We start from the raw sequence: 23,175 nt of genomic DNA, 5'->3' as shown, positions 1-23,175 counted from the left end.
CGACCGGACGCGCCCGTTCGGTCAGTCGTACAGCGCGTGCAGCCGCTCGACCACGTCGAACGGCAAGCCTTCGTCATAGCCGTCCGCTTCGTCGAGATCGACGTACTCGCGTCCGTCGGTCGGTTGCAGCATCAGCGCCGGCACAGGCCGCGCGACCGGTACGTCCGGATAATCGTCCGGCCCCGCGCCATCGAAGTCGTGCGGATCGAACCAGATGCCGTGATGGGCGTAATAGCCGTCGGCATAACGTCGTTCGATGTCGCGAAGCAGCCGGAACGTATCGAGTTGATACGACGCGTCGCCCAGATCGCTTTCGTTCGCATACTGCACGAACCACGCGGCGCCGAGATTCCAGTAGATCAGCAGTGCGGTCGCGCGATCGACGTTGCGGTTGTCCAGCAGCCAGCGCAACGCGCGGCCGTTGCCATCGTAATTGGAGCGTGCGGCGAACCGGTGCCACTGCTCGGGCGTCGCGCGTTCGAGCCACGCCCGGACGATGTCCCACGCCTTCTGTTCGATTTCGGTGTCGTCCATGGATTGCGCGTTGCGGAATGAGCGGTAACGGGAAAGTCTTCGATGAGCGGCGATTCTAGCGCCGCTGCCATTCATGCGGCGTCGCCGCCCGACTCGCGACGGATCACCAGTTCGTTGAAGCCGGTGCCCGCATCCGGCTCGCGCGAGAAGCGATGCGCGGGCAGCAGCGCGAGCAGGATCTCGGCCGTCGTGCGCACCACGCAGCCGCTCGCAACGTGGCCGCCCGTCACGCGGCCGGCTGCATCGGAGATCGACATATGCAGGTGTGCGCCGTCCGGCGATACGGAGCCGGCCAGCGTCAGGATTTCGAGGTCGCCGCGCAGCTCGGTCGGCTGATCGACGCCGGCGAAGCGCAACCGCGCGACGCTCAGGCTGCCGATGCCCTGGATCACGAAGGCCGCATGCGCTTCGTGCTGGCGTAGCGCTGCCTCGATGGCGCCGCGCAGATCGTCGCCGGGAGAAAGACGCAAAGGATGGGCTTGCATGGTCGAGAACCTGTGGGTCGGTCGCGGTATCGGCCAAGCGTACGTTCGCCGCGTGAATCCGGCAAGTCATCCGCTCACGATAGTCCGCGCGCGTCGGCGTCTTCCTGGCGCCGTTTCATCCACTACCGCTCGACTCCGGCGACCTGCGCATACGGAATCCGCGGCATGGTTTCGCACCGGCCGCAGCGCATCGGTTTGTTGACGTACGGAACGCACACGTATCCGTATGAAAACCGACCCCAACGTATGCAAGAATCAGTTCCTCGAGGCAATCCCTGCTTTATCGCCCTCTTTCACCGAACGCTCCGTCGAATGCCCAAATGCCAGAATACGTATGAGCGGTTCCACACCCCAAGCGACGACATCGCCGCGCGGGAAGTCGCGGCAATGAGCGATGAGGAGCGTGCGCGCGCCAAGTCGGTGGGGAGCGTGCATGTCCGAAGCTGGCTCGCCATTCTGGTGATGCCGGTCGCAGTCGGGCCTGCGATCCCGATGCTCGCGTATTTGCTGGGTATGCTTGCATACCGCGGAACGGTCGATCCGGCCTTCGATATGGATCGTGCGGTTAGCGAAACAGCCGTCACCGTCATATGGGTCACGGCGCTCTTCATCGCAGCGTGGATCGGCCTGAACTGGTGCGTCGCGACGTACGGCACCCGACAGCGGTACTGGCGTGAAATGCCGTCGAACGGGCATGTCGAATTGGAGCGCCATACGCTATGCTCGGCAATCGTCGTGTGGTCGGACGACTACGATCCGGAACCCCTCTACGTCGAGGAATGGATCGACGGCAAGCTCAAATCCAGCATGACCGGAGTCAGACAATGGATCCTGGCCCGAACGTCCGCCGGTCATTGGCTGGTGCTGGATCATCGAATTGCGGCAGACGGTTGGGGCGCGCCGCCAACGTTCCCCTCGGAGACGAAACGATTGATCCCGCGGCGAGAATTGGCAATCGCATTTGCGCCACGCACCCATATCCGCATCGGATTGAGATGGAGTGGACCAGCGGCGCCATTGACCGTGACGTCCTACCTGCTGTCTCATGCCGAATGTGAGCGCCTGGCTGCGGCGGCTCATCACTATGCTTTTTTTCCGCCGGATCAATATGGCGTCGTCGATCCCGCCGATGCAGACTGGGTCGGGGAACTCGCCGCCAAGGCACTGGAGCGCGAAGTGCCTGTCGACGTGGCGGCCGGGCGAGCGTTGACGTAATCGTCGCCGACCGAAGGATTGCAACGCTGCGCGGGAAAGACAAGGCCGAGGGCTGGCTCGCGAAGTTGTGAATACAACCTCATCCGCCGACCGTCGAATCGAACTTGGCGGGCCGAATCCGATTGCGCCGCGCGAGTGCATCAGCGCGTGCGCGATCGTCTCCGCCGGAAAATGGACTGCCGCCGCGGCAGCATCAGCCGCGGTCGCGCGCCAGCAACCCGTACAGCGCGCTATCCGACACTTCGTCGCCGACGATCCAGCGTTCGCGCAGCAGCCCTTCCCGGACGAAACCCAGCCGTTCGAGCAGCCGCGCCGACGCGACGTTGCGCGGATCGATATCGGCCTCGAGCCGGTTCAGCCGCAGCGTGTCGAACGCATGATCGATCATGGCCGACGCCGCTTCGCGCATGTATCCGCCGCGCCAGAACGCGCGCCGCAGGCTGAAGCCGATCTCGGCGCGTCGGCATTGCGCGTTAGCGTGGAACAACACGCACTCGCCGAGCGCTTCGCCGGTTTCCCGCAGTTCGAGCACGCAGGTCAGGCTCTCCCCGCTCACGGACGTCTGCACGTTGCGCGCGACGCGCGCCTCGGCCTGCTCGATCTGCGTCATCGGCGAGAACGAGAAATAGCGCATCGCTTCCGCATCGGACCAGATCTCGAAGAAGGCTGGCGCGTCGGCGTCGCGAAGCGGCCGCAGCACGAGGCGGGAGGTATTCAGCGTGACGGGTTCGAACAGGGGCATGGCAGCGGTCTGATGAAAATCGGGACCGTTCATTAGACCACGCGAGCCGCGCGGCAACCATGGCGCCCGTTTGCAACGCTCGACATCGAACGACCGAATCGCCGCGAAATGGACAGACCCGGGCGAACATCCCCGGGCCTGAGCACCTCATCCGTTACTGCCGGCCCCGCTTACGCCTCGAGCGCCTCCAGCACCTTCCCCTTCGTCTCGATTCCGACGAAGTGCACGGTCAGCGCCGCGATCAGCGGCACCACGCCGATCAGGTAGAACGCCGGCGCGAGGTTTCCGCCGATGATCGCGTGCGGCACGATCATCGGCGCCGCGAACGACGCGATCTTCAGCCACGCGCTGCCGAGCCCGCAGCCCGACGCGCGGATGCTCGTCGGATACTGCTCGGGCGTATAGACGTACGCGGTAATGAACCCGGACGCCATCAGCCCGAGCGACAGCGAGCAGAAGATCGCGACCACGTACACCGACGACGCGTGATAGATGCCGGCGAGCGCGAGCGACAGCGCGCACAACACGAACGACCACACGATCACCGGCTTGCGGCCGAGCTTGTCGACCAGCAGCGCGGACGCCAGCGAACCGAGCACGCCCATCACCGAGCCGATCACCGCGAGGTTCAGCGCGAGCTGCAGCGGCGCATGATAGAAGTTCTTGTAGATCGTCGGCAGCCATGTCGACAACCCGTACTGGATGAACCCGCAGGTCGCCCACAACGTCGCCACCGCGAGCGTGCGCTTGCGATATGCGGCGCTGAACAGGTCGCTCATCCGGCGCTTCGGATGCTGGCGCACCATCTCGTCGAACGCGGCCACCTGCGTGACCGGCGGCAGTTCGCCGCGCACCGATCCTTCGAACACGCCGACCGCGCGCCCGGCTTCCGCGAGCCGCCCGCGCGACGCGAGCCAGCGCGGCGATTCGGGCACGAGGTGCGTGAGCACGAGCGACAGGATCAGCGGCAGCCCGCCGACGAAGTACATGATCTCCCAGCCGAAGCGCGGCACGAGCCACGCACCGAGCGCCATCGACACGAGCAGGCCGATCGGGAACACGATCTCGTACAGCAGCACGAAACGGCCTCGGCCATGCGCGCGCGTGATCTCGTTGATGTACGTGGCCGCGACCGGCAACTCGCCGCCGAGCCCGAGCCCCTGCAGAATCCGCAGCAGTACGAATATCTCGAACGTCGGCGCGAAACCGCACGCGATGCTCGTGATGCCGATCACGGCCGAACTCCATGCGATCGCTTTCACGCGGCCATGCTTTTCCGCAAGGGCGGGAAACAGGAATGCGCCGATCAGCTGGCCGATCGCGCCGGACGCGATCAGCATGCCGATCTGCGTCGGCGACAGCCCCCACTTGTGAATCAGCAGCGGCAGCGTCGCCGCGATCGTGATCACGTCGAAGCCGTCGAAGAACGTCGCGGTGCCGATCAGCACGCGCGCGCGGATCTGCATCGCGTTGGCCGGAAGCCGCTCGAGCCGCGCGATGATCGCGCCGGGCGTGGAGGCGGCAGCTTCCATCGTGGCCCTGCCGGCCACGACGTTGTCGAAAGTGCTCATGCGGGGTGTCTCCTGGGTCTCTTTCCGGTCGAGCCGGTCAGGCAAGCGCTTGGGTCGTGTCTGCCAGGGCTTCCGTATCCACAGCCCGGCCCTGGTTCATCCACTTGCGCGCGAGCTTCAGCTCACGCGCGTTGTTCACGGCGATGACACCTCTCACATGCCCGTCGCCCACAAAAAACAGCGTCGCACGACGCGCGGCGAGATCGCCGCGCACGACGAGCTGCGCATCGGCCGGCAGATCGCCGAGGATCTGCAGGTTCACGTCGTACTGATCGGACCAGAACCACGGAATCTCCGCGTACGGTGCACGCTCGCCGAGCACGGCCTTCGCCGCCGCGATCGCCTGGTTCTGCGCGTTCGCCCACGATTCGAGCCGCACGCGCCGTTTCAGCCAGCCGTTGTGATGGTTCGCGACGTCACCGCACGCGAAGATCGCCGGGTCGCTGGTCGCGCCGTATTCGTCGACGACGATGCCGTCGGCGACCGCGAGCCCCGCATCGCTCGCGAGCGACGCGTTCAGCGCGAGGCCGATGCCGGCCACCGCGAAGTCGGCGTCGATCGTCGTGCCGTCGGCGAGCGTCGCGCGCACCTTCGATGCGTCGCCAGGCTCCACATCGAGCGACGCGAGTGCCGCGCCGAGCCGCACGTCGACACCGTTCGAGCGATGCAGGTCGAGCAGGAAGTCCGACACGACCTGCGGCACCGAGCGGCCGCACAGGCGCGGCGCGCCTTCGACCACGACCGCCTCAACGCCGAGCTTGCGCGCGGTCGCCGCGACTTCGAGGCCGATCCAGCCGCCGCCGATCACGAGCACGCGCCGGCTCGCACGCAGCTTCTCGCCGAGCGCGGCCGCTTCGTCGAGCGTGCGCAGGTAGTGCAGGTTCGGGGTCCTCACGAGTGCGTCCGGCAGGCGGCGCGACGTGCCGCCGGTCGCGATCACGAGGCGGTCGTATTCGATCTCGCGGCCGCTTTCGGTTGTCACGACGCGGCGTGCGCGATCGATCGAGCCCGCGCGTTCCGGCTGCCATGCTTCCACGTTCAGCGCGTCGAATTCATCGGGGCGCACGACGCGCACGGTTTCGATGTCGGCGTCGCCGGCCAGCACGGCCTTCGACAGCGGCGGGCGCTCGTACGGCAGGTGCGGCTCGTCGGCGATCATCACGAGGCGGCCCGCGTACCCTTGCGCGCGCAACGTCTTCAGTACCCAGCCGGCCGCCTGGCCGCCGCCGATCACGACGACCGTGCCCGGCGCGGCCTGCTCCTGTGTGTTTGCTTCGTTCAAGATTTGCGCTCCGTCATGAACTTGCCTTCCGGCGCCTTCGCGTTCTTCTGCCGGCGCGTGTTGCCGTCGAGGCCGCCGTCGACGGCCCACTCGGCGAACACGGTCGGGCCCGGTTCGAATTCGCGCGGTTGCCATTCGGGCGTCAGCACGTCTTCGTCCGCGTAGTACTCGATCAGCGCGCCGGCCGGGTTCTGGAAATACCAGAAGTACGCGGACGACACCGGATGACGCCCCGGGCCGAGTTGCGTTTCCCAACCGCAGCGGTCGATGTGCATGCCGCCGCCGAACACTTCGTGGATGTCGCGCACGGTGAACGCGACGTGGTTCAGGCCGCGCTTGCCATTCGGCAGCGCGAGCAGGAACAGGTCGTGATGGCCGCCGTGCGGCGCGCAGCGCATGAACGCGCCGCGGCCCGGATAGCGATCCGACGTCTCGAAGCCCAGCAGTTCGTGATAGAACTTTTCCTGCGCGTCGAGGCAGTTCGTGAAGAACACGACGTGCCCGACTTCGACCGGCTCCGCGCGCGCGTAAATCGGGCTCGGCTGGTCGACGCGCAGCGTCTGGCCCCACACGTTCGACGGCGAGCCCGTGAGGTCGAGTGCGCGCTTGCGCGTGACTTCGACGCGAATCGCCATCCCGTTCGGGTCGATACAGCCGACCGCATCGTCCTGCGCGTAGTAGCCGGGTTGGCCGGCCAGCTTCGTGCGCAGTGCGTCGAGTTCGCGCCGCGTCGCGACGCCCCACGTGACTTCCCGCAACGTCGGCCCCGCTTCGAACGCAGGCGGAAGCGACGGATCGTCGGCCGTCACGACGAGCACGGTGCAACCGTTCAGCGTCTCGAAACGCGCACGCGTGTCGTCATGCGCGACTTCCTTCAAGCCCCAGTCGGCGAAAAAGCGCCGGCACGTCGCGAGATCGTCGACACCGTACGTGATCTGCTCGATTCCCAAGATGCTCATTGCGTCATTCCCCTTCGCTCAGTTCGCCCACGGCAGCGGCGCGTCGTTCAAGCCCCAGTAGAGGCTCTTCTGCTGCATGTACTCGCGGATGCCGAGACGCCCTTTCTCGCGGCCCATCCCGCTCTCCTTCCAGCCCGAGAACGGCGTGGAGATCGAGAACAGCTTGTACGTATTGATCCAGACGGTGCCCGTCTCCAGTGCCCTCGCGATGCGCCACGCGCGCTTGTAATCCCGCGTCCAGATGCCGGCCGCGAGGCCGAACACGCTGTCGTTCGCCTGCGCGATCAGCGACGCTTCGTCGTCGAACGGCATCGCGACCAGCACCGGCCCGAAGATTTCCTCCTGGCAGATGCGTGCGCTGTTCGACAAGCCTTCGAGAATCGTCGGCTGATAGAAGAAGCCGTCCTCGCGCCCGTCGCCCGACGGCCGCTCGCCGCCGCACAGCAGGCGACCGCCTTCTTCCAGCCCGAGCGCGACGTAGCGTTCGACCGATTCGCGATGCTTCGCGGTGATCAGCGGGCCCATCTGCGTGTCGGGCCGCGTCGGGTCGCCCACGCGCAGCTTGCGTGCGCCGGCTACCAGCCGCTGCATGAATGCGTCGTACACCGCGCGCTGCACGAACAGCCGCGACCCGGCGATGCATGCTTCGCCCGACGAGCTGAAGATCCCGTACAGCACGCCGTTGACCGCGTGGTCGAGATCGGCGTCGTCGCATACGATCGTCGGCGACTTGCCGCCGAGTTCGAGCGATACGGGCATCAGTTTCTCGGCGGCGATGCGGGCAATGCCGCGGCCCACTTCGGTGCCGCCGGTGAACGACACCTTCTTCACCAGCGGATGACGCACGAGCACGTCGCCGATCACCGAGCCCTTGCCCGGCAGCACGCTCAGCACGCCCTTCGGCACGCCGGCTTCCTCGCAAATGCGCGCCAACGCGAGCGACACGAGCGGCGTGACCTCGGCCGGCTTGAGCACCACCGCGTTGCCGCCGGCCAGCGCCGGCGCGAGTTTCTGCGCATCGGATGCGATCGGCGAGTTCCACGGCGTGATCGCCGCGATCACGCCGATCGGCTCGTACACGCTCATCGTCAGGTAGTCGCCGCGCGACGGCGTCAGCTCTTCGTCGAGCGTTTCGAGGCACGCCGCGAAATAGCGGAACGTGTTCGCCGCGCTGGCCACCAGCACGCGCGTCTCGGCGATCGGCTTGCCGTTGTCGCGGCGCTGCAGGTTCGCGAGCGCCTCGTGACGCTGCATGATCAGGTCGGCGATCCGGTACAGCACCTGCGCGCGCTGGTGCGGCTTCAGCCCGGCCCAGTCGGCGCGGCGCCATGCGGCGTCGGCGGCCGCGACGGCGTCGGCCGCGTCTTCCGCGTTCGCCGTCGACACTTCCATGTTCAGCGACTGGTCGGCCGGATAGATGCTCGCGTACGGCGCGCCTCGGCCGCGCCGCCACTCGCCGCCGATCAGGATGTTGCCGTCGGGCACGAGGCTCGTATCGAAAGGAGTCATGTCACAAGTCCCACAAATCTGTCTCTGCACATCCGCCCTCACCGTGACGCGGGCGGACGCTCGATGGTCCGCTCAGATCACGCAGCAGGCCGCGCGGTTGCGCAGCGCGCGAATCGCGCTGTACGCGGTCAGCGCGGACGTCTTCGGGTTGTCGGGCAGCGGCTTGCCGCTCATTTCCAGCGACATCTCGCCGAATGCGCCGCGCGCGGTGATGCGGTGCACGTTGCGCTCGACGGCCGGATCGGCGATCAGGCGCACGTGCGTCGCGTCGAGGCCGAGGCCCGCGAGCGCCACCGTCGCCGCGACGTTCGCGTTCTTCGGATACAGCCGCGCGGCGTCGCGCGCAGTGCCTTCGAAGATCACCTTTTCCTCGCTCATCGCGTGCAGGTCGCACAGCGCCTCGGCCGGCGTGTCGAGCCAGCCGAGCGGCGGCTTGCGGCCGACGTACAGCACTTCGTCGAGCCCCCCCTGCTTCGCCGACGCCAGCGCGTCGATGCCGCCGATTGCGCCGGACAGCAGCGTCACGGTGGCGCCACCTTCGTCGGCGGCCTGCGACAGCACGTCGAGCAGCGCGAGGTCGGACAGCGCGCCGATCGACGCGACCGCGCAGTCGGTGCCGGCCTTCAGCAACGGCACGACGTGATCGACGAGCGCGCTGTGGCCCGCGCATTCGAGCGCGAACCCGGGGCGGCGGGCCAGCGCGTCGACCGACGACACGACCTCCACCGCACTGCCAAGCTCGCGCTGCACTGCGTCGCGCTGATGCTCCGGCACGATCACGTGCGCGACGTGCAGCGACGCATCGTGCTCGACCGCGCGGTACACGGCTGCGCCGATCGCGCCGAAGCCGATCATCGCGACGTCGACGGGTGCCCGCTTGTGCCCGTTACGCATACTGGCGCTCCGTCGGCGCTTCCTTCTTGACCGGCGGGCCCGCGAACGCAGACGCGAACGAGCCGACCGACAGCATGTCGACCTCGACCATCACCGGCCCTTCCTTCGCGATCCCTTCGCGGACGATCGCTTCGGCCTGGTCGAGCGACGTGATCCGGTAGTGCGTGAGGCCGAAGCTCGCGCAGAACTGCGCGAAATCGGGCTGGTGCAGTTGCACGAAGCAGCGGCGACCGCCGTAGTGCGCGTCCTGGATGTTGCGGATCACGCCGTAGCACTGGTCGTTCATCAGCACGATCATCACGTTCGCGTTTTCCTGCACGGCCGTCACCAGTTCGCCGACGTTGACCATCAGGCCGCCGTCGCCGACGAGGCAGACCGTCTTCGCCGCCGAACCGGCCAGCGCCGCGCCGATGCCCATCTGGATGCCCTGGCCGATGCCGCCGCCGAGCGCATGCACGCCCGCGCGCGGCTCGAAGATCTTCAGCAGGCGGTTGCCCCACGTGCTGTTCGAGATCGTCACGTCGCGCACCCAGTTGTAGTCGCGGCCAACGGCGCCTTGCAGCGTGTCGACGAGCTTCTTGTACGGCCCGAGGCCTTTCGCCACATCGGCCACCGCGTCCTCGCGGGCCGCCGCGAGATCGGCCGCGAATTGCGGATCGACCGACAGACGGCCTTCGAGGTGGTCGGCCAGCTCCGCCAGCACGCGCTTCGAATCGCCGTGCACGAACAGCGCGTTGCGATAGCCACGGTTGTCGGCGAGCGCATCGGCATCGACGCGGAACAACGGCTGCGGCAGCGCAAGCTTGTACTTCAGCGTTTCGTTGCCGCGCAAGCGCGAGCCGACCACGACGAGCGCGTCGCAGGTCTTGTAGAACGCCTCGACCGACGCATGCACGTTGAACGCGCCGAGCGTCGCCGGGTGATCTTCCGGCAGCACGCCGCGGCCCTGCACGCTCGTCACGACGCCGAAGCCGAGCTTCACGAGGCGTTCGACCTCGTCGCGTGCATGGCGCGCGCCGCCGCCGAGCCACAGCAGCGGGCGGCGCTTGGCCGCGAGCGCGTCGGCGAGCTTCGCGACGCGTGCTTCGTCGTGCTCGCGCACCGCGACGTGCGCCGGTGCGAGGTCTTCCGGCCATTCGATTTCGGCTGCCTGGATGTCGATCGGAATCTCGACCGACACGGGGCCCGTCGGCGCGGTCTGCGCGACGCGCACGGCTTCGCGGATCGTCGGCAGCACCGTTTCGACCGTGCGCACGCGGAACGCGGCCTTCGAGATCGAGTCGAGCATCGACAACTGGTCGGGCGCTTCGTGGATGTACGCGAGATCCTGGTCGAGGTACGGCGTCTCGATCTGCCCGGTGATGTGCAGCAGCGCGGTGCCGGCCGTCAGTGCCTCGACCATCGCGCCGGCCGCGTTGCCCGCCGCCGTGCCGGTGCTCGTGAACGCGACGCCGAGGCCGCCCGACACGCGGGCCAGCCCGTCGGCCATGTTCAAGGCGCCGGCTTCGCCGCGTGCACCGACATACCGGATGTTGCCGCGCGAGTTGATCGCGTCGAGGATCGGCATGTTGTGGATCGAGATGACACCGAATGCGGTCTTCACGCCGCACTGCTCGAGAAAGGCGGCAATCAGCTCGCCAACCGTGGTTTTTTTAGACATGGCGTGCAAAGCCTCCAGAAACGTCGATATGGCTGCCCGTCGTGTAGGACGACAGATGCGTTGCGAGATAAAAAAGGGCCCAGGCCGCCTCGTCGGGCTTGCCGAAGCGATTCAGCGGAATGTTCTTCTTGCGGGCGAGCGCGCTCGTCCAGTCCTCCCAGCTTTCGCCGGGCTGCGCCTGCGCTTCATGGCGGCGGCGCCACTGCCCCGACTCGACGATGCCGATCAGGATCGAGTTCACGCGGATGCGCTGCGGCGCGAGTTCGGTCGCGAGCGATTTCACGAGGCTCAGCACGCCGGCGCGCGCCGACGACGTCGCGACCATGTGCGGCTCCGGCTGCAGCGCGAGCAGCGAGTTCACGCAGGTGATCGACGGCGCGGCCGCCTCGCGCAGCAGCGGCAGGAACGCGCGCGTCGGGCGAATGATGCTGAAGTACTTCAGCTCGAGTTCTTCGCGCCACGCGTCGTCGGTCGTGTCGGCGAAGGTCGACACGCGGCCCTGGCCGGCGTTGTTGACCAGCATGTCGGCGCGGTCGAAACGGGCGGACACCGCTTGCGCGAATGCAGTCACGTCGGCTTCGTCGAGCACGTCGCAGCGTGCGGTCAGCAGTTGAGCATCCGCGTACTTGTCGCGCAGCACCGCTTCGGCGCGTGCGAGGCGTTCGCCATCGCGGCCGCAAATCGCGACCGACGCACCGGCCTGCAGGAACCGTTCGGCCGTCGCGAGGCCGATGCCGGACGAACCGCCCGTCACCACCGCTACTTGCCCGGTCAGATCGATCTCAATCATCGGAGTCCTAAAGCCTTCATGAACGTGTGCTCGTCATCCGAGCGGTAATTGAGCCGCCGCGACAATTCCGCCGCCGCGCGCTGCACCTTGTCGATCAGCCCGTCCGCGATCAGCGCCGCGTCGATCTCCGGCCTCGGCACCGTCACCGTGATGCACGCGACGATCTTCTGCGTCTCGTTGCGCACCGGCGCCGTGACGACCGAGATCCCGCGCTCGAACGACGAATTGCTGACGCCGTAGCCGCGCAGCGCATCCTCGCGAATCACTTCGTACAGCGCGTCGACCGTCTCCGGCGTCGCGCTCGTCATCCGGTTCAGCGCGCCTTCCGGATACAGCGCGTGCAGTTCGTTCAGCGACAGGTCGCCCATCAGCACGTGGCCGTGCGTCGTTGCATGCGCGGGCAGCCGCGTACCGACGTTCACACGAATCGAGCTGAACACCGGCGACTGGCTCTGCGCCTTCGCGACGAACACCACGTCGCGGCCGTCGCGAATCACGATATGCGTCGTGAAGCCGGTCGCATCGCGCAGGCTCTCGATCACCGGCAGGCCGAGATCGGTCAATTCCAGCGAGCTCAGGTATTCGAAGCCGAGCCGCAGCACGGCGATGCCGAGCTTGTAGTTGCGATCCTTGTCCGCACGTTCGAGAAAGCCGAGCGATTCGAGCGTCTGCAACAGACGGAACACCGTCGTGCGCGGAATGCCGAGCCGTTTCGACAGCTCGGGCGCGCCGAGCACGGGCTCGCGCGGCGAGAATTCGGCGAGGATGCGCAGCCCGCGTTCGAGGCCCGGCACCACGTAGCCGGCTTCGGTCTTCGCATTGTCCGCGTCCTGCTGGTGTTGCAACGGTTCGCTCATTCCCGCCCCCGTTGACCATCGCACTGGCGGCAGAAGCCGTCTATCAGCGCGGAATAGACTGCCGGCGCTTCCACATAACCGGCGTGCCCTGCCTGCGGAATCACCTGCAGCCCGACGTGCGCGGCCGCGGCGATCCGCTCGCATGCAGCGGGCGGCGTGATCGCATCGTTCGCGCCGACGGCCACGGCGATGCGGCCGCGAAAGCCGGCGAGATCGGCCGCGAGATCGGCGTTCGCGAGCAGATGCGTGGCCTGCGCATAGCCGGCCGGCACGATGCGCGCCATGTTCCAGCGCACCCACGCCCGCGCCTCCTCGTTCGCGAAACCGGACAGCATGTTGCCGCTGCGCTGCTCGGCGAGCCCGGCCGGGCCGAGTTCCGCGAGCATCGCGAGCCGCGCGTCGCGGCGCGATTCGCGCGTGTCGGCCGGTGCGCCGCCGTAGCCGCCCGCGGGCGAAATCAGCAGCAGGCCGGCGATCCGCGCGGGCATCACGCGCGCCAACCCGCCCGCGATGATCGCGCCGAGCGAATGCCCGACCAGCACGCAGCGTTCGATGCCGAGTGCGTCGAGCCACGCGTTCAGCGACGCCGCGTAATCGGCGGCGGCCGGCGACGCGCCGCGCACCGGCGTCGACACACCGTAACCGGGCGCATCCCACGCGAGCACGCGGCGCGACGCGCCGAGCGTGTCGAGCTGGCGGACCCACGATGCGGCGCCCGAGCCGATCCCGTGCAGCAGCACGACGGGCAGCGTGCGGCCCGCGTGCTGCGCGCCGGCCTCCCGGTAGCCGATCGTGCCCGCCGCGCCGGCTTCGCAACGCTGCTCGGGAAACTGCCCGAGCAGCGCGGCGAACGCCGCGGTGCGGTCGCGTTCACGTTCGCGTTTGTCGATGACACTCATTGCTTCACCGGCTCCGTCTCAACGCTTGATCTTCGCGAGCGGCGAATCGGGCGGATACGTCGGCGTGATCGGCTTCGACGAACCGAGCATCACGCACATCAGCGCATCTTCCTCGCCGATGTTGATTTCCGTCCGATACACGCCCGGCGGCACCGAGATCAGGTCGCGCTCGCCGAGGATCGCTTCCCAGGTCTCGCCGTCGCGCTCGCAGATCACCTTCATCTTGCCGCGCAGCACGAAGAAGATTTCCTCGACGTCGATATGGATGTGGCTCGGGCCGATGTTGCCGGCCGGGATCACCATCGTCGAGAACGTGAAGTTGCCGGCCGGCACCGTGTTGACGTCCTTCGCGACGCCCGTGCCGCCCGTGCCGACATAGCGCATCTGCGCACGGCGGTACTTCGGGTCGTAGTCGGCCTGGAACTTCAGTGCGTCCCAGTCGTAGCGCCGCGTCGCGTAGCGCGCGACGCGCCCTTCCATCCAGTCGTTGAAGCTTGCGCCTTCCGGCTGGTCCCACGACTTGCGTTCGAGATCGGCGTCCGCCATCGTCCTCTCCTTCATTTCGAGTGAAAACTTCAAATCAGTTCATTACGAAGCCGCCGTTCACCGGCAGCAGTTGACCCGTCACGAAACGCGCGCCGTCCGACAGCAGGAACAGCACGGGGCCCGTCACGTCGTCGGGCACCTGCGTGCGTGCCAGCGCACGGCCCTGCAGGTAGAACGCATGCCGTTCGGCCGGCACGCAGGCGGTCGCCTCGACTTCGGTCAGCCCCGGCGCGATCGCGTTGACCGTCACGCCGTGCGCGCCGAATTCGCGTGCCTGCGCATGCGTCATCGCGATCACCGCGCCCTTGCTCGCGACGTAGGCGAGCAGCTTCGGCGCGCCCCACAGCGCGGTGTCCGATGCGAGGTTCACGATCGCGCCGCGGCCCGATTGCGCGAGATGCGGCAGCGCCGCATTGCTGACGAGCCACACGCCGCGCACGTTCACGTTCATCACGGCATCCCACGTCGACACGTCGAGCTCCGTCGAGAGCTTGCCGCCCGAGTTCGTGATCGCCGCGTTGTTGATCAGCGCGTCGATGCCGCCGAGCGCCGCCGCGCCCTGCGCGACGAACGCGTCGATACTGGCCGGGTCAGCCAGGTCGAGCGCGAAGAAATGCGCGGTGTGGCCGGCTTGCGCGAGCTGCGCGGCCAGCGCGCGGCCCTCTTCGATCAGCACGTCGCCGAACGCGACCTGCGCGCCCGCCTCGACCAGCGCCTTCACGAAGGCGGCGCCGAGACCGCGCGCGCCGCCCGTGACGAGCACGCGGCGACCGGGCAGCGCCACGACGGGAGCGAGCTCAGCCATTCGCGGGCTCCGAAGCGGCGTGGGCCGCGCGATGCGCGTCGAGCGCGGACAGATGCTCCTGCGCACGCTGGCGCAGCATCCGGCGCACGCGCGTGATGCCGACGTCGTGCTGGTACAGGTATTCGTGATCGCGCGCATGCGGCGCGAGGCTTTCGAGGACGTAGCGATCCTGCTCGAGCACGTCCCAGTGCAGGCCCTCGAGGCGGTTGCGGTACATGAAGCGCCACACGTCGCGCTGCCAGCCGCCGACCTTGCGGGTACGCCAGAAGTAGACCTGACAGTGGTCGCCGTCGACCGGCGTCGCGAAACCGATGATCCCGAAGTTGCCGCCGGGGCCGAACTTCTGCTTGTACGGAATCGCGAGGCGCATCCACAGGCAGCCGGTTTCGCCGAGCTCGACCCAGTCGAAGTTCACGTCGCGCTGGCCGATCTTCTCGAACATCAGGCCCGTGTCCGTCTTGCGCACGCGCATGTCGGCCTGCTTGTCGCCTTCGGCCATCGAGTGCGACGTCGCATGCAGATACGCGCCGTGCATCGGGTCCATCACGTTGTCGATCGCATACTGGTAATTGCACTTCCAGTTCGACACGCACAGGAAGTGCGCGTATTCATCGGCGACCAGCTCTTCCGGCAGGTTCAGCGCGGCCGGCTCGCCGTGCGCTTCGTCGCCGAACCACAGGAAGATCGCGCCGGCCTTCTCTTCGACCGGATACGACTTCACGCACTTCGTGCCTTCGAGCGGACAGTTCGACACGGCCGGCACGCGATTGACCGTGCCGCCGCCGTCTACTTCGATGCCGTGATACCAGCACGCGATGTTGCCGCCGAGGTTCCAGCCGAGCGACAGGCGCGCGCCGCGGTGCGGGCAGCGATCTTCCAGCGCGTGGACCTTTCCTTCGTGATCGCGCCACAGCACGATCTGCTCGGACAGGCGCGTGAGGCCGACGGGCGCGTTCGACACCTGCCAGCTCGGCGCGACGGGATACCAGTAGTTCTTGATGCCGCGGTCGAGATAGTCGCGGACCGCGTCGTGTTGGGTTTCGTGTTGGTCGGGGGACGTCATCAGTGTGCTCCGGATGCGGTTGTCGTCGGGCCGCCGCTCAGGCGCGCGGCGCGGTCGGTGCGTTCATTCCGCCAGCGAGGCCATTTCGGCGCGGAAACGCTCAGGTGTCCAAATCGTGCCGTCCGGCGCGCGAAAGCCGATGCGGTTCAGGCCCGCGACGACGTCGTCCAGCTCGGTCGCGCCGCTCTCGAACACGCGTTCGAGCGCATCGCCGAGGTCGTTCTCGTACTGCGTCGGTTCGGCCTTGCGGTTCTGCCAGACCTGGTTCTCGACCTGCCCCGGAATCTCGATCTGCCCCTTGCCCGCGACGTTGTTCGGCTGCGGCGCCACCCACGGCTTCAGGAAGGGATTGAAATTGACGGTCGCTTCTTTCATGTCATTCCACCTTGATCTGGATTTCTTCACCGGCCAGACGCACCGCGTACTGCTTCAGCGCACGCCCGCCCGGGCCCTTCAGGCATGCGCCCGTCTTGATGTCGAACACGGCTTCGTGCAGCGGGCATTCCACCGTGCCCTCGTCGACGAACCCCTGCGTCAGCAGCGCGTACGCATGCGGGCACACGTTCTCGAGCGCATACACGTCGTCGCCGACGCGGTAGATCCCGATTTCCACGCCGTCGGTCCGCTTGAACTCGATCGGCGTGTCTTCCGACAGCGCGCCGGCGTGGCCGGCGCAAACCCATTGTTCAGACATCTCGCACCCTTCCTTCTGATCGACTCTCGGTTTGTTCCCATTTGTTCCATATTAGGAACGTCAGTTTATGGATGGTGATTATAGGAGCGACTTTCCACGAGTAAAATAAAAAGCTGCATGTCCTAGGGAAAACACCGACACCTCGCTCGACCGCTCCCTTCGCCTACTCTGTCGAATGTAATTTTTTGTTATGTGACGGGGATTTATCGGCTTTTTCGAGACGTCACGCAGGATTGCCGGGAGTCGGCCCGGCGCTCATCCGTCCCGAAAAATTTATTTTTGATCGGGCGCACACCCCCTCTATACTCCATTCCATTAAAGGCACGTTGTTCCTTATATGGAACATAAGAATGTCCTTTCGGCGATGAACATGCGCGACGGCCGGCCGTCCCCGCGCAGGCCGTCACAACACGTATTCATCAGGTTGGAGAGTCAGGAGATCAAATGGTCAAGCATGCGGTAGCAGCAGCAGTCATCGGGATGGGCGCCGCGTCGGGCGCGTGGGCGCAGAGCAGCGTGGTGCTGTACGGCAGCATGGATGCGGGCGTCGCCTACGTGAACAACGTCGGCGGCCACGCGAAGTGGGCGATGATCCAGGGCAATACGCAGCCCGACCGGTGGGGCCTGAAGGGCAAGGAAGATCTCGGCGACGGGCTGTCGGCGATCTTCCAGCTGGAAAACGGCTTCTATACGAACAACGGCCAGTTCGCGACGGCGAACACAATCTGGAACCGCGCGGCGTTCGTCGGCCTCAGTGCCGAGCGCTACGGCACGCTGACGCTCGGCCGCCAGACGCCGCTGACGTTCGACTATCTCGATCCGCTCAGCACCGCGTACCTCGCGCTGAGCTGGTTTGCGTTCCATCCGGGCAACATCGACGCGCTCGCCGCAACCGGTAACGTGCCGTACAACAATTCGGTCAAGTACCGTTCGCCGACCTTCGCGGGTTTCTCGGCCGCGGCGACGCTCGCGCTCGGCAACACGACGAACTTCTCGACCGGCAAATCGGTCGGCGTCGCGCTGAACTATGCGAACGGGCCGTTCAAGGCGTCGGCCGTCTACTCAAACGAGCACGACCGCTCGATCCTGATCAGCCAGACGGGCATCACGTCGTTCCAGGGGCAGAACACCGCGAACGGCTACCTCGCGAACAAGGTCGAGAACATCGGCGCGGGCGCGTCGTACCAGATCGGCGACTTCCTCGTGCATGGCCTCTACACGCGCGTGAAGATGCAGTCGAACGGGTTTTCCGACACGTTCCAAAGCTACGACGCGGGCGTGAACTACCGCAGCAGCGCGTTCAACACGATCGCGGGCGGCGCGGCGACCACGACGCTGGCCGGCCGCCGCTGGACGCAGGTCGAACTCGGCGACATCTACGCGTTGTCGAAGCGTACGCAGTTGTATGCGAACGTGCTTTACGAACACGGTTCGGGCGGCGCAAAGGCTGCGTTCTTCACGGCCGGCGTGTCGAGCACCGCGAACCAGGTGATCGTGCTGACCGGCATTCATCACTCGTTCTGAGTGAACTCGGGCACCGCGCCTGCGGTGCCCGAAAACGACAAGAGCAGCCCGCGGGCCGCTCTCTTCGTTGCGATGCCGCGCGCCGCGGCCGGATCGATGCGCGAACGTCAGAACATCGCGACCTTGTGGCGCGCATGCGCGAACGTCGGGTCGCTTTCGAGCGGACGATAGTTCAGCCGTTGCGACAGGTCGACCGCCGCGCCGCACACCGCTTCGACGAGCCGTTCCTTCTCGCCGGCCTCGCCGATCTCCGAGCGCGGCACCGTCGCGGTGATCGCCGCGACGATCGAGCCCGAATGATCGCGCACGGGCGCCGTCACCGCGGAAATACCGCTCTCGAACGCCGCCTCGCTGACCGCATAGCCGAGCCGCGCGTAATGACGCACGCGCTCGTACAGCTCGTCGACGGTGCCGGGCGTGCGCTCGGTGAACTGTTCGAGTTTCTTCTCCGGATAGAGCTGTCGCAGCGCATCGCGCGTCAGGTCGCCCATCAGCACGTGGCCGTGCACGGTCGCATGCGCGGGCAGGCGCGTGCCGACGTGCACCTTCACCGAGCCGAACATCGACGCATTGCTTTGCGCCTTCGCGACGAACACCACGTCGCGCTGGTCGCGGATCAGCAGGTGCGTCGACAGGCCGGTCGAATCGCGCAGCCGTTCGAGCACGGGCGTGCCGAGATCGGTCAGTTCGAGCGAATTCAGGTATTCGAAGCCGAGTCGCAGCACGCCGACGCCGAGCCGGAAATAGCGGTCGCCGTTCACGCGTTCGAGAAAACCGAGCGCCTCGAGCGTCTGCAGCAGGCGGAACGTGGTCGTGCGCGGAATGCCGATGCGCTTCGACAGCTCGGGGGCGCCGAGCACGGGCTCGCGCGCGGAGAATTCAGCGAGGATCCGCAGCCCGCGTTCGAGCCCCGGCACCAGATAGGACGAAGCGCCGCCGCCCGACGACTCGTCGTCGCCAGGCACCGCCGGCTCAGGGGCATCGCTCATCGTTGTCTTGACCATGTGGACATGGACGGAAGGAAATCAGTCACGAAACAGGTCATGGATCGCCGTGGAGATTCAGTCATGCTACCTCAGTGCGCGCGTGGGCTCGCACCGCTGCGCGGCGCCGCGATGCAGCACGCGCATCCACGCACCATGACGCGTCATTCAAGGTCGAGAGGATAGCAGCGTTGGACGGCGCGACGCCATGCGGAAATCGCCGGACGACGGAAAGGCGGCCGCGCGGCACGCGGCACGCGGTCGGGCAACGATGGCCGAAGCGTGAGCTTCGACGCCGGACAGCCTACAGGCGCGACAGATAAACGCGAATGGTCGTGCGGTCGTACGTAAAGCCGCCGGCCGGATCCGGCTGCAGCACGCGTGCCAGATCGACCGGATGCAGCCATCCGGCGCCCAGCAGGCCGCCGTTGATCCCGCGAATCCGGGTGCCGCCGACGGCGATCGCGGCGTGAAAGACATTGGTGCCGCGCGCGAAGCCGACCGCGGTGCCCGCCGGAATGCTCGCGCGCCCGTCCCACTGATTGCCGGTCTCGAAGTTGAAGCGCGTCTTCCACAGCTGGCCGATCGTGTCGAGCAGCGTGCCGGGCGCGATCATCGCGTCGGCGCGCAGCAGATAGCGGACATAAGCAGCGGCATCGTAGCAGACGCCGCCGGACACGTACTCGTCGATGTTCGCCATCCCGAACATCAGCGCCTGCGCGTGTTTTTGCCGTTCGGCGACGCCGGATTGGGCGACATGCCCGCCTAACTGGGTCAGTTGCACGGATAGCTCCTTTCAGGAAGGCGGGACGTCATCGTCCCGCGGATGCAATAACGTCATATCTTATTACGATATGGCTCGGCGTTTTCCAGGCTTGTTCGCGCCAAACGCGGTGCGTGCTTGCCGGCGGGTCGCGAGCCCGCGTCCAGGCTTTCGCCACGCGCGTCGCATCGTCGGCGCAAGGACAGGTGGCGCGGCGAACGCCAGCGGGCAGGCGCCTCTCGCCACCAGCGAAAAGCGAAAAATGCAAGGCAGTGGGGAAAGCGCCGCCCCGTAACGGACGGCGCAGAGGAAGACGATCCTCGGGCGGGATCGCCGCGACGGCGTCAGGCCGTCACGGCGGCGTCATATTCGGCGCGGGCAAGCTGGCCGGCGGCGTATGCCTCGGCTTCGCCGCGAAAGCCTTCGCGGCTGAACGCCACGACTTTTACGCCGACGCCGGTCGCCCGCTTCACCGTCAGCGCCCATTGCCATCCGCCGTCTTGCTCGAAGACGTGCAGCGAGGGTGCGAAGGAAGGGTCGAGTACGGTCACGCGTTTTGCTCCTGCCCCGTTGCGCGCTGCGTCGGCCACGCACGGAGACATGTCGAAAGGGTCGCGCCGATAGGCCGGCGCATTTCTGTCATTCGACAGTTTATTCAAGGATTGTTGCGACGCACCATCAGAGGTTTCACTCACCTATCGGAACCGGGCGGTCGATCAAATCTATCTGAAACCCATACGGGACGGGCCTCTGCGCCCGGTCACGCCGGCCGGCATCGCGTTCGTGCGGCAACGTGCCGCACGCGCGGCCGATTGCTTGCATCCAGCTTTCGTGGATCAAGAAAACGGGGCGCGATCTATCCGCCCGCCATCGACACGCGCCGGAAGGTCAGGTTCACGCGTTCGCCCTGCACGCCCGGCGCCTTCGGCACGCGGTGCTGCCATTCGGCCTGCGTGCGTCCGCGCATCACGAGCAGGCTGCCATGCACGAGACGGTATGCATGCGTGACGCCCGTCGCGCGATGACGAAGATCGAACACGCGCATCGCGCCGAGACTCACCGACGCGATCACCGGCGCGTCGCCGAGTTCGGGTTCGTTGTCCGCGTGCCAGCCGAGGCTGTCCAGCCCGTTGCGATAGCGATTGAGCAGCACGCTGTTGAAACGCACGCCGCAGGTCGCCTCGATCGCCTGCTTCAGCCCGAGCACGGCCGGCGTCCACGGCTCCGGGACGTTGCGGATCCCCGAGTACACGTAGACGGCATCCGGTTCGCCCTGCCACGCGGTGAGCCGCGGCAACGGAACGCGTCCGCGCGGCGTGCGGATCGTGTCCTGCCGCCACGCGACCTCGTCGAGCAGCGCGGCCAGCGCGCGATCGGCGTCGGGCGGCGCAAGCCAGTCCGGGTACCAGTCCACGTCGGGCACGGGCGTATCGGCGAAGAGATCGGGGATCGACATGTCGGCAGGAACGGGCAAGGAACGGAGCGAAAGATGCATGTCTGCATACTAGCCAACGGCGCCGCGCGCCGCCATGCGCTGTCATTCGCGCCGAAAGGCCGACAGGAAGCCGCCGCGCGCCGCGAGGCGCATTCGTATCGCGCGACGGCCGCCTCCCGGCTATCGGCTAGCCGCGCGTCAGCCGAATCAGCGTGATCTCGGATGGCACGCCGAAACGGTTCGGCGGCCCCCAGTAGCCGGTGCCGCGGCTCGTATACAGCCACATGTCGCCGAAGCGGTTCAGCCCGCCGATCACCGGCTGCTGCAACCGCACGAACGGCGGCCACGGCAGGAACTGGCCGCCATGCGTGTGCCCCGACAACTGTACCGTAAAGCCCGCGCGATTCGCCGCTTCCGCGCTGCGCGGCTGGTGTGCGAGCAGGATCTTCGTGCCGACGTCGCGCGGCGCACCGGCCAGCGCCTGCTCAGGATCGCTGCGATGCGCGGGATCGAAGCCGCCCGCGGTGAAATCGGTCACGCCCGCGAGCACCGCCCGCGCGCCGCCGTGCTCGATCAGCACGTGCTCGTTGAGCAGCACCGTCAGCCCGATACGACGAAACTCGTCGATCCATGCATGCGCACCCGCGTAGTACTCGTGGTTGCCCGTCACGAGGAAGGTGCCGTGCCGCGAGCGCATCTGGCCGAGCGGCGCCGTGTGTTCGCGCAGGCGCTTGACCGAACCGTCCACCACGTCGCCCGTCACGACCACCAGGTCGGCGTCGAGCGCATTGACCGCGCGCACGATCCGTTCGATGTACGGCCGCTTGATCGTCGGCCCGACGTGGATGTCGGACAGTTGCACGATCGTCAGCCCGTCGAGCGCGGCCGGCAGCCCGGCGACCGGAATCGACACGCGCTTGACCGCCGCCGTGCGACGCGCGCCGACGAATCCGATCGCCGTCGCGAGCACCGCGGCCGCCAGCACGCCGAGCGCCGTGTCGGGCGCCGCGCGGCTCCATGCACCGTCATGCCCGAGATGCCGCCACGCGAACACGCCGAGCAGCACGATTTCGCGCAGGAACGTCAGCACCAGCAACGACGAGAAGAAGCCCATCGCGAGCGCGCCGGCCCATCCGACCAGTGTCGCGGCCCACCCTTCGTCGAAGCGGCGCGAGAACATGCCGACCGGAATCAACACGACGAAACTCGCCAGCACGAGCGCCGCGACCGTGCGTGCGAGCGGCGACGCGAACGCATCGGGAATGATCCGCATCCCGACGTACAGATGGAACAGCACGCCGATTGCAATGAACCGGACAAAGAAACTTCGCATGGAACGTTCACCTTCGTTGCAGTACCGCTTCCCCGACGCGCGTCGCGCGGGCCGTGATGCCCGGTGCGGCGCGTCGCGCCCTACGCACGATGGTACACAGATCCCGGCCGCGACGACGGGTCGCGGCCGGCGGCGCAGCGCCGTGCGGCTGCGCACGCCACTCGGCCACCTTCCCGCCGCAACGCCATGCGCTTCGTTCTCGTCGACGTCAAACTTTTCACGCAGATCGCGAAAGCGAACAGCCTGCCGGGCGTGCTGCACCACGCTCTCGTCGACCTGCTCGTCGAGGCTGCGCGCGGGTCAGCCGGACCGACCAGATTTGCATGGGTCCAGGCGGCAATCGACGGTTTGCGCGCCGATTGCCGCTGCGTCGACATGGCAAATTCCGCTGCGCGATTTCATCTGACGATCCTTTACAGTCCGTTAGCAACCCTACGCGAGCGGGTGCTGGCAGAATCGCGACGGTCCGATCATCGATGCCGACACACACTGCCGGACCGTCCGGCATGACCGACCACGCGGCCACGGCCAGCCTACGTGCCGGATCGCTGGCGGTCCGCATCGCGCTGATTTATGATCGCCTCCGTATTCAGGAATCGTCGTCGCGGCCCGGCCGGTCGCGACGATCCGCA

25 protein-coding genes are annotated in these 23,175 nt (G+C 67.0%); 3 read left to right on the top strand and 22 right to left on the bottom strand.

From position 1 onward, the window contains the following. Window positions 1–21: 21 nt before the first annotated feature. Together KR541_RS25080 and KR541_RS25075 are read right to left on the bottom strand one after the other, a co-directional pair. Window positions 22–534, bottom strand: coding sequence for a DUF4274 domain-containing protein (locus KR541_RS25080; protein WP_089489490.1), 513 nt, complete (start codon window positions 532–534; stop codon window positions 22–24). 71 nt (window positions 535–605) lie between these two features. Beyond that, window positions 606–1,019 (bottom strand): PPC domain-containing DNA-binding protein, encoded by a 414-nt coding sequence (locus KR541_RS25075; RefSeq protein WP_216089866.1) that lies wholly within the window; start codon window positions 1,017–1,019, stop codon window positions 606–608. Window positions 1,020–1,331: 312 nt separating this feature from the next. Between KR541_RS25075 and KR541_RS25070 the strand changes: the two genes are divergently transcribed. Further along, window positions 1,332–2,234, top strand: coding sequence for a hypothetical protein (locus KR541_RS25070; RefSeq protein ID WP_050011913.1), 903 nt, complete (start codon window positions 1,332–1,334; stop codon window positions 2,232–2,234). Between the two features lie 193 nt (window positions 2,235–2,427). On the opposite strand, the gene KR541_RS25065 is transcribed toward KR541_RS25070, so the two are convergent. From KR541_RS25065 to KR541_RS24995, 15 genes are all read right to left on the bottom strand, one after another. Beyond that, window positions 2,428–2,976: a GNAT family N-acetyltransferase gene (locus KR541_RS25065; RefSeq protein WP_050011914.1), complete on the bottom strand. Its 549-nt coding sequence runs from the start codon at window positions 2,974–2,976 to the stop codon at window positions 2,428–2,430. Window positions 2,977–3,146: 170 nt separating this feature from the next. After that, complete coding sequence (locus tag KR541_RS25060; protein ID WP_050011915.1) at window positions 3,147–4,547, bottom strand: MFS transporter; 1,401 nt, start codon at window positions 4,545–4,547, stop codon at window positions 3,147–3,149. A gap of 37 nt (window positions 4,548–4,584) precedes the next feature. Beyond that, entirely contained in the window at window positions 4,585–5,829 is a 1,245-nt protein-coding gene (locus KR541_RS25055; protein ID WP_089489491.1) for an NAD(P)/FAD-dependent oxidoreductase, read from the bottom strand. Then, window positions 5,826–6,788 carry a VOC family protein gene (locus tag KR541_RS25050; protein ID WP_050011917.1) on the bottom strand — a complete coding sequence of 321 codons (963 nt, stop codon included), beginning with the start codon at window positions 6,786–6,788 and terminating at the stop codon, window positions 5,826–5,828. The genes KR541_RS25055 and KR541_RS25050 overlap by 4 nt, the downstream gene beginning before the upstream one ends. 18 nt (window positions 6,789–6,806) lie before the next feature. Further along, window positions 6,807–8,297 carry an aldehyde dehydrogenase gene (locus tag KR541_RS25045; RefSeq protein WP_050011918.1) on the bottom strand — a complete coding sequence of 497 codons (1,491 nt, stop codon included), beginning with the start codon at window positions 8,295–8,297 and terminating at the stop codon, window positions 6,807–6,809. A 72-nt stretch (window positions 8,298–8,369) separates the two neighbouring features. Continuing rightward, the gene (locus KR541_RS25040) at window positions 8,370–9,191 is read right to left on the bottom strand and encodes an aspartate dehydrogenase (protein WP_050011919.1); all 822 of its coding nucleotides are present in this window, start codon (window positions 9,189–9,191) and stop codon (window positions 8,370–8,372) included. After that, entirely contained in the window at window positions 9,184–10,851 is a 1,668-nt protein-coding gene (locus KR541_RS25035) for a thiamine pyrophosphate-binding protein (protein ID WP_050011920.1), read from the bottom strand. The genes KR541_RS25040 and KR541_RS25035 overlap by 8 nt, the downstream gene beginning before the upstream one ends. Then, the gene (locus KR541_RS25030) at window positions 10,844–11,641 is read right to left on the bottom strand and encodes an SDR family oxidoreductase (protein ID WP_050011921.1); all 798 of its coding nucleotides are present in this window, start codon (window positions 11,639–11,641) and stop codon (window positions 10,844–10,846) included. Before KR541_RS25030 ends, KR541_RS25035 begins: the two co-directional genes overlap by 8 nt. Next, window positions 11,638–12,498 carry an IclR family transcriptional regulator gene (locus tag KR541_RS25025; RefSeq protein WP_050011922.1) on the bottom strand — a complete coding sequence of 287 codons (861 nt, stop codon included), beginning with the start codon at window positions 12,496–12,498 and terminating at the stop codon, window positions 11,638–11,640. Before KR541_RS25025 ends, KR541_RS25030 begins: the two co-directional genes overlap by 4 nt. Beyond that, a complete protein-coding gene (locus tag KR541_RS25020; RefSeq protein WP_050011923.1) occupies window positions 12,495–13,397 on the bottom strand; it encodes an alpha/beta fold hydrolase in 903 nt (300 codons plus the stop codon). The genes KR541_RS25025 and KR541_RS25020 overlap by 4 nt, the downstream gene beginning before the upstream one ends. Window positions 13,398–13,415: 18 nt before the next feature. Further along, on the bottom strand, window positions 13,416–13,943 hold the full coding sequence (locus KR541_RS25015) for a cupin domain-containing protein (protein ID WP_006489904.1): 528 nt from the start codon (window positions 13,941–13,943) through the stop codon (window positions 13,416–13,418). 34 nt (window positions 13,944–13,977) lie between these two features. Beyond that, a complete protein-coding gene (locus KR541_RS25010) occupies window positions 13,978–14,748 on the bottom strand; it encodes an SDR family oxidoreductase (RefSeq protein ID WP_089489494.1) in 771 nt (256 codons plus the stop codon). Further along, a complete protein-coding gene (locus KR541_RS25005) occupies window positions 14,741–15,811 on the bottom strand; it encodes an aromatic ring-hydroxylating dioxygenase subunit alpha (protein ID WP_089489495.1) in 1,071 nt (356 codons plus the stop codon). The genes KR541_RS25010 and KR541_RS25005 overlap by 8 nt, the downstream gene beginning before the upstream one ends. 63 nt (window positions 15,812–15,874) lie before the next feature. After that, on the bottom strand, window positions 15,875–16,186 hold the full coding sequence (locus tag KR541_RS25000) for a recombinase-like helix-turn-helix domain-containing protein (protein ID WP_050011926.1): 312 nt from the start codon (window positions 16,184–16,186) through the stop codon (window positions 15,875–15,877). 1 nt (window position 16,187) lies between these two features. Further along, on the bottom strand, window positions 16,188–16,505 hold the full coding sequence (locus KR541_RS24995; protein ID WP_050011927.1) for a non-heme iron oxygenase ferredoxin subunit: 318 nt from the start codon (window positions 16,503–16,505) through the stop codon (window positions 16,188–16,190). Window positions 16,506–16,949: 444 nt separating this feature from the next. On the opposite strand from KR541_RS24995, the gene KR541_RS24990 reads away from it, so the two are divergent. Beyond that, entirely contained in the window at window positions 16,950–18,029 is a 1,080-nt protein-coding gene (locus tag KR541_RS24990; protein ID WP_089489496.1) for a porin, read from the top strand. 107 nt (window positions 18,030–18,136) lie between these two features. Here the strand turns inward: KR541_RS24990 and KR541_RS24985 are convergent, their stop codons facing one another. The 5 genes from KR541_RS24985 to KR541_RS24965 form a co-directional block, all read right to left on the bottom strand. Beyond that, window positions 18,137–19,033 (bottom strand): IclR family transcriptional regulator, encoded by an 897-nt coding sequence (locus KR541_RS24985; protein WP_023475914.1) that lies wholly within the window; start codon window positions 19,031–19,033, stop codon window positions 18,137–18,139. Window positions 19,034–19,316: 283 nt separating this feature from the next. Then, window positions 19,317–19,796 carry a type 6 secretion system effector deamidase TecA gene (gene tecA / locus KR541_RS24980; protein ID WP_050011929.1) on the bottom strand — a complete coding sequence of 160 codons (480 nt, stop codon included), beginning with the start codon at window positions 19,794–19,796 and terminating at the stop codon, window positions 19,317–19,319. A gap of 323 nt (window positions 19,797–20,119) precedes the next feature. Beyond that, the gene (locus KR541_RS24975; protein ID WP_034204546.1) at window positions 20,120–20,326 is read right to left on the bottom strand and encodes a hypothetical protein; all 207 of its coding nucleotides are present in this window, start codon (window positions 20,324–20,326) and stop codon (window positions 20,120–20,122) included. Window positions 20,327–20,631: 305 nt separating this feature from the next. Next, on the bottom strand, window positions 20,632–21,231 hold the full coding sequence (locus KR541_RS24970) for an alpha-ketoglutarate-dependent dioxygenase AlkB family protein (protein WP_179233172.1): 600 nt from the start codon (window positions 21,229–21,231) through the stop codon (window positions 20,632–20,634). Between the two features lie 166 nt (window positions 21,232–21,397). Beyond that, entirely contained in the window at window positions 21,398–22,543 is a 1,146-nt protein-coding gene (locus KR541_RS24965) for a metallophosphoesterase (protein ID WP_050011931.1), read from the bottom strand. 186 nt (window positions 22,544–22,729) lie between these two features. Between KR541_RS24965 and KR541_RS24960 the strand changes: the two genes are divergently transcribed. Continuing rightward, on the top strand, window positions 22,730–23,053 hold the full coding sequence (locus tag KR541_RS24960; RefSeq protein WP_143328905.1) for a hypothetical protein: 324 nt from the start codon (window positions 22,730–22,732) through the stop codon (window positions 23,051–23,053). Window positions 23,054–23,175 lie beyond the last annotated feature (122 nt).

This window comes from Burkholderia sola (genome assembly GCF_905400185.1).
Lineage (GTDB): Bacteria > Pseudomonadota > Gammaproteobacteria > Burkholderiales > Burkholderiaceae > Burkholderia > Burkholderia sola.
This window is presented reverse-complemented; position numbering and strand designations above follow the sequence as displayed.